At 56.4% G+C, this 14,867-nt stretch carries 13 protein-coding genes; all 13 read left to right on the top strand.

Going from position 1 to position 14,867, the window contains the following annotated elements:
• Window positions 1–93: 93 nt before the first annotated feature.
• The gene (gene atpE / locus RGV59_RS05865; RefSeq protein ID WP_002555987.1) at window positions 94–351 is read left to right on the top strand and encodes a F0F1 ATP synthase subunit C; all 258 of its coding nucleotides are present in this window, start codon (window positions 94–96) and stop codon (window positions 349–351) included.
• Window positions 352–408: 57 nt separating this feature from the next.
• Window positions 409–879, top strand: coding sequence for a F0F1 ATP synthase subunit B (locus tag RGV59_RS05860; protein WP_015886647.1), 471 nt, complete (start codon window positions 409–411; stop codon window positions 877–879).
• Between the two features lie 12 nt (window positions 880–891).
• Complete coding sequence (locus RGV59_RS05855) at window positions 892–1,428, top strand: F0F1 ATP synthase subunit delta (protein ID WP_017848934.1); 537 nt, start codon at window positions 892–894, stop codon at window positions 1,426–1,428.
• A gap of 21 nt (window positions 1,429–1,449) precedes the next feature.
• Window positions 1,450–2,994, top strand: coding sequence for a F0F1 ATP synthase subunit alpha (gene atpA, locus RGV59_RS05850; RefSeq protein ID WP_017848933.1), 1,545 nt, complete (start codon window positions 1,450–1,452; stop codon window positions 2,992–2,994).
• Window positions 2,995–3,044: 50 nt separating this feature from the next.
• Window positions 3,045–3,905, top strand: a complete 861-nt coding sequence (gene atpG, locus RGV59_RS05845; protein WP_017848932.1) for a F0F1 ATP synthase subunit gamma — start codon at window positions 3,045–3,047, stop codon at window positions 3,903–3,905.
• A 27-nt stretch (window positions 3,906–3,932) separates the two neighbouring features.
• A complete protein-coding gene (gene atpD / locus RGV59_RS05840) occupies window positions 3,933–5,312 on the top strand; it encodes a F0F1 ATP synthase subunit beta (RefSeq protein WP_010565871.1) in 1,380 nt (459 codons plus the stop codon).
• A 44-nt stretch (window positions 5,313–5,356) separates the two neighbouring features.
• Window positions 5,357–5,782, top strand: coding sequence for a F0F1 ATP synthase subunit epsilon (locus tag RGV59_RS05835; protein WP_017848931.1), 426 nt, complete (start codon window positions 5,357–5,359; stop codon window positions 5,780–5,782).
• A gap of 115 nt (window positions 5,783–5,897) precedes the next feature.
• Window positions 5,898–7,265: a bifunctional UDP-N-acetylglucosamine diphosphorylase/glucosamine-1-phosphate N-acetyltransferase GlmU gene (gene glmU, locus RGV59_RS05830; protein ID WP_046484441.1), complete on the top strand. Its 1,368-nt coding sequence runs from the start codon at window positions 5,898–5,900 to the stop codon at window positions 7,263–7,265.
• Between the two features lie 226 nt (window positions 7,266–7,491).
• Window positions 7,492–8,262 (top strand): DeoR/GlpR family DNA-binding transcription regulator, encoded by a 771-nt coding sequence (locus tag RGV59_RS05825; protein WP_169885952.1) that lies wholly within the window; start codon window positions 7,492–7,494, stop codon window positions 8,260–8,262.
• A gap of 10 nt (window positions 8,263–8,272) precedes the next feature.
• A complete protein-coding gene (gene glmS, locus RGV59_RS05820) occupies window positions 8,273–10,105 on the top strand; it encodes a glutamine--fructose-6-phosphate transaminase (isomerizing) (protein WP_017848927.1) in 1,833 nt (610 codons plus the stop codon).
• Window positions 10,106–10,388: 283 nt separating this feature from the next.
• Complete coding sequence (locus RGV59_RS05815; protein WP_019821338.1) at window positions 10,389–11,243, top strand: TnsA endonuclease N-terminal domain-containing protein; 855 nt, start codon at window positions 10,389–10,391, stop codon at window positions 11,241–11,243.
• Complete coding sequence (locus RGV59_RS05810; protein ID WP_019821340.1) at window positions 11,240–13,408, top strand: Mu transposase C-terminal domain-containing protein; 2,169 nt, start codon at window positions 11,240–11,242, stop codon at window positions 13,406–13,408. Before RGV59_RS05815 ends, RGV59_RS05810 begins: the two co-directional genes overlap by 4 nt.
• Window positions 13,405–14,865 carry an ATP-binding protein gene (locus tag RGV59_RS05805; RefSeq protein WP_019821342.1) on the top strand — a complete coding sequence of 487 codons (1,461 nt, stop codon included), beginning with the start codon at window positions 13,405–13,407 and terminating at the stop codon, window positions 14,863–14,865. Before RGV59_RS05810 ends, RGV59_RS05805 begins: the two co-directional genes overlap by 4 nt.
• The last annotated feature ends 2 nt before the right edge of the window (window positions 14,866–14,867 follow it).

Raw genomic sequence — 14,867 nt, 5'->3', positions numbered from 1 at the left:
GGAAGGTGGCCTGAAAGGGCTATGAAACGATTTGTTTTACCGCTTTAAAATCTAAAAAACCTAAACCATACGACGTAAAAGTCGGGAGGAAAGATGGAAACTGTAGTTGGTCTAACCGCTATCGCTGTTGCACTGTTGATCGGCCTGGGCGCCCTGGGTACTGCCATTGGTTTCGGCCTGCTTGGCGGCAAATTCCTGGAAGGCGCAGCGCGTCAGCCAGAAATGGTTCCAATGCTGCAAGTTAAAATGTTCATCGTCGCCGGCCTGCTCGACGCCGTGACCATGATCGGCGTTGGTATCGCTCTGTTCTTCACCTTCGCGAACCCCTTCGTTGGTCAACTCGCTGGCTAATCACTCGAATTTTCGAGTTGATTGGGGTGATGGACAACGAATGAGCGAGGTGTTGGCGTGAACATTAATGCAACCCTGATTGGCCAATCCGTTGCGTTCTTCATTTTTGTAGTGTTTTGCATGAAGTTCGTGTGGCCTCCGGTCATCGCGGCTTTGCACGAACGTCAGAAGAAGATCGCGGATGGTTTGGACGCTGCCAGCCGTGCAGCTCGCGACCTGGAGTTGGCCCAAGAGAAAGTGGGTCATCAACTGCGCGATGCTAAAGCACAGGCAGCTGAAATCATTGAGCAAGCCAAGAAGCGCGGCAACCAGATCGTCGAAGAGGCTGTTGAAAAAGCCCGCGTCGAAGCTGATCGTGTGAAGGCTTCGGCTCATGCCGAGATCGAACAGGAACTGAACGGCGTCAAAGACGCGCTGCGTGCCCAACTGGGTGCTCTGGCGGTCGGCGGTGCCGAGAAGATCCTCGGTGCCACAATCGATCAAAACGCGCACGCGGAGCTGGTTAATAAACTGGCTGCTGAAATTTAAGCGAGGGCGATCATGGCAGAACTGACCACGTTGGCCCGACCTTACGCTAAGGCAGCCTTCGAGCACGCCCAGGCCCACCAGCAGCTGGCCTCTTGGTCAGCCATGCTCGGCCTGGCTGCAGCAGTGTCGCAAGACGACACCATGCAGCGCGTGCTCAAGGCCCCGCGCCTGACGAGCGCAGACAAGGCCGCCACGTTTATTGACGTGTGCGGCGACAAGTTCGATGTGAAAGTGCAGAACTTCATTCACGTCGTTGCCGAAAACGACCGTCTCCCGCTTCTGCCGGAGATTGCCGCTCTGTTCGACCTGTTCAAGGCCGAGCAAGAGAAGTCGGTAGACGTTGAAGTGACCAGTGCTTTTGCATTGAACCAAGAACAGCAAGACAAACTCGCCAAGGTTCTCAGTGCACGACTCGACCGGGAAGTGCGCCTGCAAGTTGCGGAAGACAAATCCCTCATTGGGGGCATTGTCATTCGCGCCGGCGACCTGGTTATCGATGGCTCGGTTCGCGGCAAACTCGCGAGCCTTGCCGAAGCATTGAAATCTTGAGTTTGAAGGGGCAGCAGAGCAATGCAGCAACTCAATCCTTCCGAAATAAGTGAAATTATCAAGGGCCGCATCGACAAGCTCGATGTGACCTCCCAAGCCCGTAACGAAGGCACTGTCGTCAGCGTATCTGACGGCATCGTGCGGATTCACGGTCTGGCCGACGTCATGTACGGCGAGATGATCGAGTTTCCGGGCGGCGTCTACGGTATGGCCCTCAACCTGGAGCAAGACTCCGTAGGTGCCGTTGTATTGGGCGCGTACACCAGTCTGGCTGAAGGCATGAGCGCCAAGTGCACCGGCCGCATCCTGGAGGTTCCGGTTGGTAAGGAACTGCTGGGTCGCGTAGTCGACGCACTGGGTAACCCAGTTGACGGCAAAGGTCCGCTGAACAACACCGAGACCGATGCGGTCGAGAAAGTTGCTCCAGGCGTGATCTGGCGTAAGTCGGTAGACCAGCCTGTACAGACTGGCTACAAGGCTGTCGATGCCATGATCCCAGTCGGCCGTGGCCAGCGTGAGCTGATCATCGGTGACCGTCAGATCGGTAAAACCGCTCTGGCGATCGACGCGATCATCAACCAGAAGAACAGCGGCATTTTCTGCGTCTACGTAGCCATCGGTCAGAAACAATCGACCATCGCCAACGTGGTTCGCAAGCTGGAAGAAAACGGCGCCCTGGCCAACACGATCATCGTGGCTGCCAGTGCTTCGGAATCTCCTGCGCTGCAATTCCTGGCACCGTACTCCGGTTGCACCATGGGTGAATTCTTCCGCGACCGCGGTGAAGACGCGCTGATCGTTTATGACGATCTGTCCAAGCAAGCAGTGGCTTACCGCCAGATTTCCCTGCTGCTGCGCCGTCCACCAGGCCGTGAAGCCTACCCAGGCGACGTGTTCTATCTCCACTCCCGTCTGCTGGAGCGCGCATCCCGCGTTTCGGAAGAATACGTAGAGAAGTTCACCAACGGCGCAGTGACCGGCAAAACCGGTTCCCTGACCGCACTGCCGATCATCGAAACCCAGGCTGGCGACGTTTCCGCGTTCGTTCCGACCAACGTGATTTCCATCACCGACGGTCAGATCTTCCTGGAATCGGCCATGTTCAACTCGGGCATCCGCCCTGCAGTGAACGCCGGTGTTTCGGTATCCCGTGTGGGTGGTGCCGCTCAGACCAAGATCATCAAGAAGCTCTCCGGTGGTATCCGTACCGCTCTGGCTCAGTACCGTGAACTGGCGGCATTCGCCCAGTTCGCTTCTGACCTGGACGAAGCGACCCGTAAGCAACTTGAGCATGGTCAGCGCGTTACCGAGCTGATGAAGCAGAAGCAATACGCCCCGATGTCGATCGCTGACATGGCGTTGTCGCTGTATGCCGCTGAGCGTGGGTTCCTGACCGACGTTGAAATCGCCAAGGTCGGCAGCTTTGAACAAGCGCTGATTGCTTACTTCAACCGCGATCACGCCGAATTGATGGCGAAGATCAACGTGAAGGGTGACTTCAATGACGATATCGACGCTGGCATGAAAGCCGGTATCGAGAAGTTCAAGGCCACCCAAACCTGGTAAGCCGCAGCGGGAGCCGCAAGGCTCCCGCTTGCTAACCTGATAGGTGTTACATGGCAGGCGCAAAAGAGATTCGCAGTAAGATTGCGAGCATCAAAAGCACGCAAAAAATTACCAGCGCCATGGAAAAAGTGGCGGTCAGCAAAATGCGCAAGGCACAAATGCGTATGTCGGCTAGCCGTCCTTATGCGGAGCGTATCCGCCAGGTAATTGGGCATCTGGCCAACGCCAACCCGGAATACCGCCACCCGTTCATGATCGACCGCGAAGTTAAGCGTGTGGGTTATGTGGTAGTGAGCAGTGACCGTGGTTTGTGCGGTGGTTTGAATACCAACCTGTTCAAGGCCCTGGTCAAGGACATGGCGGTAAACCGCGAAAACGGCGTCGAGATTGATCTGTGTGTAGTTGGTAGCAAGGGTGCGGCCTTTTTCCGCAACTTCGGCGGTAACGTCGTTGCAGCTATCAGCCACCTGGGTGAAGAGCCGTCGATCAATGATTTGATCGGCAGTGTGAAGGTGATGCTGGATGCGTACCTGGAAGGCCGGATTGACCGCCTGTCCGTGGTATCCAACAAGTTCATCAACACCATGACCCAGCAGCCTACCGTGGAGCAATTGATTCCACTGGTGGCGACTCCGGATCAGGAACTCAAGCACCACTGGGACTACCTCTACGAACCAGACGCCAAAGAGCTGCTTGACGGCTTGATGGTGCGCTACGTGGAGTCGCAGGTGTACCAGGCGGTGGTCGAGAACAACGCAGCTGAACAAGCGGCGCGGATGATCGCGATGAAAAACGCTACCGATAACGCCGGTGATCTGATCAGCGATTTGCAGCTGATCTACAACAAGGCGCGTCAGGCTGCGATCACCCAAGAGATCTCGGAAATCGTCGGCGGCGCTGCCGCGGTTTAACGGTTCAAATATTCAGAGGATCCAGCTATGAGTAGCGGACGTATCGTTCAAATCATCGGCGCCGTTATCGACGTGGAATTTCCACGCGACAGCGTACCGAGCATCTACAACGCTTTGAAAGTACAAAGCGATGCAGGCACCACTCTGGAAGTTCAGCAGCAGCTGGGCGACGGCGTGGTTCGTACCATTGCAATGGGTTCCACCGAGGGCTTGAAGCGCGGTCTGGGTGTTCTGGACACTGGCGCTGCCATCTCCGTACCGGTCGGTAAAGCGACCCTGGGCCGGATCATGGACGTTCTGGGTAACCCGATTGACGAAGCTGGCCCGATCGACACCGAAGAGCGCTGGGGCATTCACCGTCCAGCACCTTCGTTCGCGGAACAAGCTGGCGGCAACGACCTGCTGGAAACCGGCATCAAGGTTATCGACCTGGTTTGCCCGTTCGCCAAGGGCGGTAAAGTCGGTCTGTTCGGTGGTGCCGGTGTAGGCAAGACCGTAAACATGATGGAACTGATCCGTAACATCGCCATCGAGCACAGCGGTTATTCCGTGTTCGCCGGTGTGGGTGAGCGTACTCGTGAGGGTAACGACTTCTACCACGAGATGAAGGACTCCAACGTTCTGGACAAAGTGGCACTGGTTTACGGTCAGATGAACGAGCCGCCGGGAAACCGTCTGCGCGTAGCACTGACCGGCCTGACCATGGCCGAGAAGTTCCGTGACGAAGGTAACGACGTTCTGCTGTTCGTCGACAACATCTATCGTTACACCCTGGCCGGTACTGAAGTATCCGCACTGCTGGGCCGTATGCCTTCGGCAGTAGGTTACCAGCCGACCCTGGCTGAAGAGATGGGCGTTCTGCAAGAACGTATCACTTCGACCAAGGAAGGTTCGATCACTTCGATCCAAGCGGTATACGTACCTGCGGATGACTTGACCGACCCGTCGCCAGCGACCACCTTCGCCCACTTGGACGCCACCGTCGTTCTGTCCCGTGACATCGCTTCCCTGGGTATCTACCCAGCGGTCGATCCACTCGACTCGACTTCGCGCCAGCTGGACCCGAACGTGATCGGCCAGGAGCACTACGACACCGCTCGCGGCGTTCAGTACGTGCTGCAGCGTTACAAAGAACTGAAGGACATCATTGCGATCCTGGGTATGGACGAGCTGTCGGAAACCGACAAGCAGTTGGTATCCCGCGCTCGTAAGATCCAGCGTTTCTTGTCGCAGCCGTTCTTCGTGGCTGAAGTCTTCACCGGTGCCTCGGGTAAATACGTTTCCCTGAAAGACACCATTGCTGGCTTCAAAGGCATCCTCAACGGTGACTACGACCACCTGCCAGAACAAGCGTTCTACATGGTCGGCGGCATCGAAGAAGCGATCGAGAAAGCCAAGAAACTGTAATCCCGGCGCCCGGCAACGGGCGCTCATCAGGTTGAGGCAATCAGATGGCTATGACAGTCCATTGCGATATCGTCAGCGCGGAAGGGCAAATCTTCTCCGGTCTGGTAGAAATGGTGATTGCACACGGCGAACTCGGTGACCTGGGTATTGCCATGGGCCACGCGCCGTTGATCACCAGTTTGAAGCCAGGTCCGATCACTCTGACCAAGCAAGGCGGGGACCGGGAGGTGTTTTACATCTCTGGTGGTTACCTCGAGGTTCAGCCGAACATGGTCAAGGTACTTGCCGACACCGTGCAACGTGCTGCTGACCTGGATGAAGCCTCCGCTCAGGCAGCCGTCAAGGCCGCCGAGAAGGCCCTGAACGAAAAAGGCGCAGATTTCGACTACGGTTCTGCTGCCGCTCGTCTGGCCGAGGCCGCAGCTCAGCTGCGTACCGTCCAGCAGATCCGCAAGAAGTTTGGCGGCTAAGCCGTTACGCCTCATGCGTGATTGATTAAAAAGGGTAGCCTCGGCTACCCTTTTTCTTTTTTTGCAAAACACTTCTCTGGTCTGAAGCCGGACCGCCCAGGATTGGTAGCCATTCATGTCTCTAGAAATCGTCATTCTCGCCGCTGGCCAGGGCACCCGCATGCGGTCGGCCTTGCCCAAAGTGCTGCACCCGGTGGCCGGTAACTCCATGCTTGGTCATGTTATCCACAGCGCCCGGCAACTGGCCCCGCAACGCATCCACGTCGTCATCGGCCACGGTGCCGATGTGGTGCGTGAACGCCTGGCCGCGGATGACCTGAATTTCGTATTGCAAGACAAGCAACTGGGCACCGGCCACGCTACCGCCCAAGCCGTGCCGTTCATCAAAGCCGACACGGTGCTGATCCTCTACGGCGACGTGCCCCTGATCGAAGTGGAAACCCTGCAGCGCCTGCTCAAGCACGTCGTGCCCGGCCAGATGGGCCTGCTCACCGTCGAACTGGATGACCCTACCGGCTACGGCCGCATCGTGCGCAACGCCGACGGCAAGGTCGCTGCCATCGTCGAGCACAAGGACGCTAGCGACGCCCAACGCGCCATCACCGAAGGTAACACCGGGATTCTCGCAGTGCCGGCCAATCGCCTGGCGGACTGGATGAGCCGTTTGTCCAACAACAACGCCCAGGGCGAGTACTACCTGACCGACGTGATCGAAATGGCCGTCAACGATGGCTTGCTGGTCGCCACCGAACAGCCCCACGACCCGATGGAAGTGCAGGGCGCCAACGACCGCAAGCAACTCGCCGAACTGGAGCGTCACTACCAACTGCGCGAAGGCCGCCGCCTGATGGCCCAGGGCGTGACCCTGCGCGACCCGGCGCGCTTCGATGTGCGCGGTGAAGTCACCGTGGGCCGGGATGTGCTGATCGACATCAACGTGATTCTTGAAGGTCGTGTGATCATCGAAGACGACGTGGTGATCGGGCCGAACTGCGTGATCAAGGACAGCACCCTGCGCAAGGGCGTGGTGATCAAGGCCAACAGCCATCTCGACGGTGCGGTGATGGGCGAGGGCAGCGATGCCGGCCCATTTGCGCGCCTGCGTCCCGGCAGCGTGTTGGAAGCCAAGGCCCATGTGGGTAACTTTGTCGAATTGAAAAACGCCCATCTGGGCGAAGGCGCCAAGGCCGGCCACCTGACGTACCTGGGCGATGCGGTGATCGGCGCGCGGACCAACGTCGGCGCCGGCACCATCACCTGCAATTACGATGGTGCCAACAAGTATCAGACGACGATTGGTGAAGACGTATTCATCGGCTCCAATAACTCGCTGGTTGCACCTGTAACCATCGGTGATGGCTCAAACACCGCAGCGGGTTCAACCATCAATCAGGATGTGGATAAGTCCCAGCTTGCCGTGGCCCGCGCCCGTCAGCGCAACATCGACGGTTGGAAACGCCCGGTCAAAATCAAAAAGAGCTGAGTTATCCACAGTCTTATCAGCAACAAATAGTCAATGTGGGAGGGGCTTGCCCCCGATGGCGACGGTCCAGTCAAAGCACTTAATGACTGACACACTGCTATCGGGGGCAAGCCCCCTCCCACATTAGCCCTTCGCCAGTTTCAAAAATTTGCCGCGTGCTGCTTGACGATCTTTCGCCAATAGGTTTTTATTGCCTTCGTTATCTTTCGAAGCGAAACATAAATTCATCATGTCGAAACGAAATACACCCCAACGACGCCACAACATCCTGACCTTGCTCAATCAACTGGGCGAAGTCAGCGTGGATGAATTGGCCAAGCGTTTCGAAACCTCGGAAGTCACCATCCGCAAGGACCTGGCCGCCCTCGAAAGCAACGGCCTGCTGCTACGCCGTTACGGTGGCGCGATCACCATGCCCCAGGAACTCGTCGGCGACCCTGCCCAGCCGATCTCGGTCTACAAGCGCGCCATCGCACGTGCCGCCGTGATGCGCCTGCGCGAACACGCACGCATCATCATCGACAGCGGCAGCACCACCGCCGCCATGATCCCCGAACTGGGCCACCAGCCCGGCCTGGTGGTGATGACCAACTCCCTGCACGTGGCCCGCGCCTTGAGCGAACTGGAACACGAGCCGGTGCTGTTGATGACCGGCGGCACCTGGGACCCGCATTCGGATTCGTTCCAGGGCCAGGTTGCCGAGCAGGTGCTGCGTTCCTACGACTTTGATCAACTGTTCATCGGCGCCGACGGCATCGATCTGCAGCGCGGCACCACCACGTTCAACGAACTGCTGGGCCTGAGCCGCGTGATGGCCGAGGTCGCCCGTGAAGTGGTGGTGATGGTCGAATCCGACAAGATCGGCCGCAAGATTCCCAACCTGGAACTGCCCTGGAGCAGCGTCCATACCCTGATTACCGATGATCGCCTGCCGCATGAGGCCCGCGACCAGATCCAAGCCCGCGGCATTACGCTGATATGCGCGGCAATCATCTAGGAGAAACACCATGTGTGGCATTGTTGGCGCAGTCGCTGAACGTAACATCACCCCCATCCTGATCGAAGGCCTCAAACGCCTGGAATACCGCGGCTATGACAGCGCCGGTGTGGCGGTCTTCACCAACGCCGGCAAGCTGGAGCGCCTGCGTCGTCCGGGCAAGGTCAGCGAGTTGGACCAGGCCCTGGCCGGCGAACCGTTGGTCGGTCGCCTGGGCATCGCCCACACCCGTTGGGCCACCCACGGTGCGCCGTGCGAACGTAACGCCCACCCGCACTTCTCTGGCGACGTGGCCGTGGTACACAACGGCATCATCGAAAACCACGAAGTGCTGCGTGAACAGTTGAAGAGCCTGGGTTACGTGTTCACCTCGGACACCGACACCGAAGTCATCGCCCACCTGCTCGACCACAAGCTCAAGGACCACAGCGACCTGACCGCCGCCCTCAAGGCCACGGTCAAGGAACTGCACGGCGCCTACGGCCTGGCCGTGATCTGCGCGAGCCAACCCGACCGCGTGGTTGCCGCGCGCAGTGGCAGCCCGCTGGTGATCGGCCTGGGCCTGGGGGAAAACTTCCTCGCCTCCGACCAACTGGCCCTGCGCCAGGTCACCGACCGCTTCATGTACCTGGAAGAAGGCGATATTGCCGACATCCGCCGTGACAGCGTGGCGATCTGGGACGTAAACGGCAATTCCGTCGAGCGCGAAGCCGTGCAATACCGCGACGGCGCCGAAGCGGCCGACAAGGGCGCGTTCCGCCACTTCATGCTCAAGGAAATCCACGAGCAACCGGCCGTGGTGCAACGCACCCTGGAAGGTCGACTTGGCGACAAGCAAGTGCTGGTCAACGCCTTCGGCCCGCAAGCCGCCGCGCTGTTCGCCAAGGTGCGCAATGTCCAGATCGTGGCCTGCGGCACCAGCTACCACGCCGGGATGGTTGCGCGTTACTGGCTGGAAGAACTGGCCGGCATCCCGTGCCAGGTCGAAGTCGCCAGCGAATTCCGCTACCGCAAGGTGGTGGTGCAGCCCGACAGCCTGTTCGTGACCATCTCGCAGTCCGGCGAAACCGCCGACACCCTGGCCGCCCTGCGTAACGCCAAAGAGCTGGGCTTCCTCGCCAGCCTGGCGATCTGCAACGTCAGCATCAGCTCCCTGGTGCGTGAGTCCGACCTGACCCTGCTGACCCAGGCCGGTCGCGAAATCGGCGTGGCCTCCACCAAAGCCTTCACCACCCAACTGGTCGGCCTGCTGCTGCTGACCCTGTCCCTGGGCCAAGTACGCGGCACCCTGGCCCCCGGCGTCGAAGCCACCCTGGTGGAAGAACTGCGCCGCCTGCCGACCCGCCTCGGCGAAGCGCTGGCGATGGACAGCACCGTAGAAAAAGTCGCCGAGCTGTTCGCCGACAAGAACCACACCCTGTTCCTCGGCCGTGGCGCGCAATACCCGGTGGCGATGGAAGGCTCCCTGAAGCTCAAGGAAATTTCGTACATCCACGCCGAAGCCTACCCGGCCGGCGAACTGAAACACGGCCCATTGGCCCTGGTGGATGACGACATGCCGGTGGTCACCGTCGCGCCGAACAACGAACTGCTGGAGAAGCTCAAGTCCAACCTGCAGGAAGTGCGCGCCCGCGGCGGCCAACTGATCGTCTTCGCCGACGAGAAAGCCGGCATGGTCAATGGCGAAGGCACCCACGTCATCAACATGCCGCACATCCACGACACCCTGTCGCCGATCCTCTACACCATCCCGCTGCAATTGCTGTCGTACTACGTCGCCGTGCTCAAGGGCACCGACGTTGACCAGCCGCGCAACCTGGCGAAGTCGGTGACGGTGGAGTAATACGGCTGGCGCCTGGAGGCCTGGTGGTTTTGAACAATAAAGATTGACACAAAACAATAAAGTTTGACACTCATGAACATAGATTGACACAAGGCCCAAACCCCCGTATCTATGGGGGTTTTTCCTTTCCAGGCTTTCCCTTTGGTCTGGATTCATCGCTTCAACTCTCCGCGGGTGTAGTCTAGAAAACGCTTTGAAATATGGCCGCTACGGCGGTCATGTCCTTCTACGACTTTTTCTCGGCGTGAGGTGAAGCGGTCCGCATCGACTGAGGAGGCGTGGGTTGCGAGGTCGTAAGTTTGCATCACAGCAAGACATTGAACGGCATATTGCAAATGGATTTGGCGAAGGCGCCGGGGCAAGCTACGTGCCTTGGCTGCGGGTACAAGATGTCCCGTCGATAGGTCGTTCGCACAAGATCCAAGGTGTGAAGATCGAGAGGATTCATCACCTACTGTCAGATCTCGAGCGTTCGTACTTCCTTGTGTGTGAATTTTCTGAAAACGTCGTGGATATCCGTGAGCAATATCCGTTACTACCTACAGAGCGTGCGCAAGCGATAGCGTCGGCAATAGATGTACGTTATCCCAGATACCCTAGAACGACACTGCCCTATGTAATGACAACAGATTTCCTGCTAACTGTTAAGGACTTGAACGGAAACTTTAAGTCGGTAGCTAGAACTGTGAAGTATCGATCCGACCTAGTTGGCAAAGGAAGTAACCGCACGCTTGAAAAACTTGAGATTGAAAAGCGCTTTTGGCATAGCCAAGGTGTTGATTGGAAGATCGTCACAGATGAGTTTTTTACACGAGATTTGATAAAAAATCTTGGACTAATCAGAAAATACTCGAAGCTGCATCGCGATTTAATGAAAGTCCCGTTGCATTCGAATTTTATCGACTGCCTAGCAAACAGCCGGGAATATTCGTGGACCTTGGCCACCTGTCTAAGAAAAATAGCATGCCTTCTGTCCATTTCCTATATAGATGCTCAAGCAATTTTCTTCCATCTGGTTTGGAACAAGATACTGAAAATAGATTTGGTTAACACTCCTCTCCACCTTACTGGTCTAGTTCCTGACTTCGAAGTTTTCCAGATCCCTGCCCAAGTATCGTTGATGGAGAAAATGTCATGACTGTTCTCGTTAATGACGTTTTCGAGCCTGTTACCGATCTGTCGGTCATCTCTACGATAGCCAGGCTCATTTACCAGGATGAAACGCATGACTTAGCAGTTGTGATAGATCTAGCTGACCCTCCCCGGCAGCCGTACGCTGTTGGTCTTGATGAGCTGCGTCGCTCGCTAGCGTCTGGTCACACCAAACCAGCAGCCATCACCACGCCCGAGTTTATGCTTGTGCTTGAGGAGCAGTTGGATGAGAGAGCCAAGCAAGGCCGGGACGAAAAGTGGGCCGTCATCGCCCCTCTGCTAGATCCTGAATATCCAGGACAAATATTTGTACGGGGGGAGTTAGGCCGGCTTGTTAGCAAACGGGCGTCAGAGCTCGGAATCCAGCGAAAAACTATCTATCGGCTTCTTTACCGATATTGGTTTTATGGTCAAGTTCGAAACTCATTGCTTAATAATTACTCGGCGGTAGGTGTTGCCGATAGAAAATATGATCCAAGTAGGCCTCCAGGGCGAAAGCCTAAGTTTCAAGGCGTTCTTACTGCGCCTTCCAAGATGCTCGGTGCGGTTGATAAACGATGCATCCGAGTTGGGTATTCCCTTTATGTAAAAGATAAAAAGTCTTCTATTTCGAGCGCATATGACGAAATGTTGAGAAGATTCTACTCGGTTCGAGACATCTCTAAAAACAGTGAAGAAGAGCTTCGTTTGCTGCCTAGCTTAGAGCTGCCCAGCCTGAGGCAGTTCAGATATTGGGGACAGATTTTTTTCGACGAAATTGAAACCGAGCGTGGCCGTAAAGGGTTGAGGAAGTGGTTAAAGGACTGCCGTCCGCTTTCAGGTACCGTTCGCGATTGGCTGCGTGGACCGTGTCATCAGTTCGAAATCGACGCAACTATTGCCGATATTTATTTGGTCAACAGCTACTCTAGACGGATGCTCATTGGCCGGCCCGTAGTTTATATCGTTGTGGATAGTTTCTCCGGAATGATTGTTGGCCTCTATGTAGGATTGGAAGGTCCCAGTTGGAACGGGGCGAGGCAAGCGCTGTTCAACGCGTTTACCTCCAAAGTCGAGTTCTGCGCTCAGAACGGCGTTGAAATCAATTCAGATGATTGGAATTGTCACCACCTGCCCCACCAGATTTACGCCGACAGGGGAGAGATGTTGTCACTGGCAGCAGAGGGGCTATCGTCAGGCTTGGGAATTGAGATGGGCACTGCTCCGCCTTATCGGCCTGATTGGAAGCCTATGGTAGAAAGTCGGTTTGGCATTTTGAATGATTTGACGGGTATCAGATGGCTACCTGGCGGGGTAGCTGCGCGAGACAAAGAGCGAGGCGAGCGAGATTACCGGCTCGATGCCACGCTGAACCTCAAAGAGTTCACCCAGATACTCATCAATTGCGTGCTCCACTATAACCGGCACCATCGACAGCCTGACCGACTGACTCAGGCGATGATGAATGACGGCGTTGAACCTACGCCCAACGGGATATGGAATTGGGCCTGCGAAAACGACCTGATCGAATCCAACAAACGTCCCGACGAGCTGGTTTACCTCCATCTCTTGCCGCGCGAGCGCGCGACCGTTCAAAAGGGCGGGGTGATGTTTCGCGGCATGCACTACGTGTGTGATATGGCCATAGAGAAAGATTGGTTTGCCAAGGCTCGCAAAGGGGGCGTTTGGTCAATAGAGTGTTGGTTCGATCCGAACTCTGCGGCGCACATCTGGATCCAGGGAGAGGCCAAGCAGTTTATCCGCTGTGATCTTCGACGATCGGATGCCGGTTACGCGAATTACCGCTCGGACGAGATTTTTGATCTGCTCGAAGCCTATCGCCAAAAACCGCCTACTCGCCGGCGAGCCGAGCTGGAAAGCCGTGTCCAGCTTAGCGATCAGGTCCACCAGATCATCAGTCATGCGCTCGCAGAACGAAAATTGGAACCTGCTCCGCCCACCAAGGCAGAGGCCACTGGGAACATCCGCGAGAACCGCGCAGAAGAACGTCTCCGTGAGCGTGAAAATGCGGTTGTTCCTGAAGGCGTCAGGGCGGAGCCAGCTTCACTTCAATCTGAATTGACACCGAAAGCGCATGACTCATATGCCGGCGAGCGAACTGCGCAGGTTATCGATTTGCTCAAAAGAATTCGGCCAGGACAGGCAAAATGAAAGGTGCGCAGACGTTTGCCAATTACGTCAAACAGGACATAAGTGAGTATGCGGGCAATCCGCTTATCGAAGCTTTGCCTCCGATATTGTCGGAGGCGGCGGCTATTGAGCTGATCTCGAATTTTCCTCAGCCGGTGGATCCGAAAGAGCTGACCCTCGAAGGATCCACTCGAATTCACTGTATCGACCGGTTGAGAACCGTGGTGCAGCCGTTTTTGTTACACCTGGAACTGGAGGCCCTGTTTTCACTGCTCATCCGTCGAGGGTATGTTGGGCGTAACCCGATGTCGCCCGCTACCGTCCGGCATTTGCATTCTTTATCGGGGGCTCAGCGTTACCACGATGCGTTCAAGTCCACTGCAGAAACGTTCACCGTCGTCGGCCTGAGCGGCATTGGCAAGTCGACGGCACTCCACGCCATTTTGAGCCTTTATCCACAGACAATCCGTCATGAGCGTTATGAGGGAAAGCAGTTTGTTCATACCCAAATCACTTGGCTGAAGCTTGACTGCCCTCGGGATGGATCGCTGGCTGGATTTTGCCAGCAGTTTTTTTATGCAGTTGGTGACGCTCTAGGAGACAAGGACTATCACAAGCGCTACAGGCATCGAAACATCAATGATGCGCTGCAACAGATGGAGCAGGTGGCCAGCACGTTTTTCATCGGCGCCTTGTTAATCGACGAGCTGCAAAACCTCCACTTGGCGAAAACCGGTGGTAAGGAGAGCATGCTGAATTTCTTTCTGCACTTGGTTAACAACATTGGTATCCCGGTCGTTTTCAGTGGCACGAACTCTACGATTAGCCTGTTCTCAGAAGTCATGCGGACTGCCCGCCGAGTCTGTGGTGCCGGTACGCTGGAATTCAAACGATTCGAGAAAGATGATGAGGAGTGGCGGTTGTTAGTCGAAAATCTCTGGAGCTATCAGTGGTGCAAACAGACTGCTGAGCTGACCGACGAGATTTTCGACACGCTGTATGAGCACACTCAAGGCGTCACAGATTTCCTGGTCAAGCTGCTGGTATTGAGTCAGCGTTATGCGGTCCAGAGTGGCTCGGAGTGTTTGACTGCCGAGGTCCTGGTGAAGGTAAGCAACTCAAAAATGCAGATTCTAAAGCCAGCCCTTTCAGCTCTGCGTAGCCGAGATCCGAAGCGGATGCGACAGTTCGACGATTTGCTGCCGATTGAGGATCAGCTGAGCGAAATGATGGTCTTCGATGGTTTGGCACGAGAGGATCGCCTTGCCTTGCTTCGAAGTGTTGTATCCCGTGAGAAGCCGGTAGACCCATCTCCAACCATTCTTGCGAAAGGCCACCCATCGCCAATTGCTACTGCAGTGGAAAACTCAGAGGCTACAGCGCTAAGCGAACATGACGCTCCCCTCGATGCTCTGCGCGCTGCGGGCTGGCTCAACGAGGACCTGTTTGAGTTCTCACCGATGTACCACAAAGCGTGAGT

The organism is Pseudomonas sp. FG1, assembly GCF_034313875.1.
In the GTDB taxonomy this organism is placed as follows: Bacteria; Pseudomonadota; Gammaproteobacteria; order Pseudomonadales; family Pseudomonadaceae; genus Aquipseudomonas; species Aquipseudomonas veronii.
The sequence above is the reverse complement of the archived record's forward strand: the minus strand, read 5'-3'. Positions and strand labels throughout refer to the sequence as shown.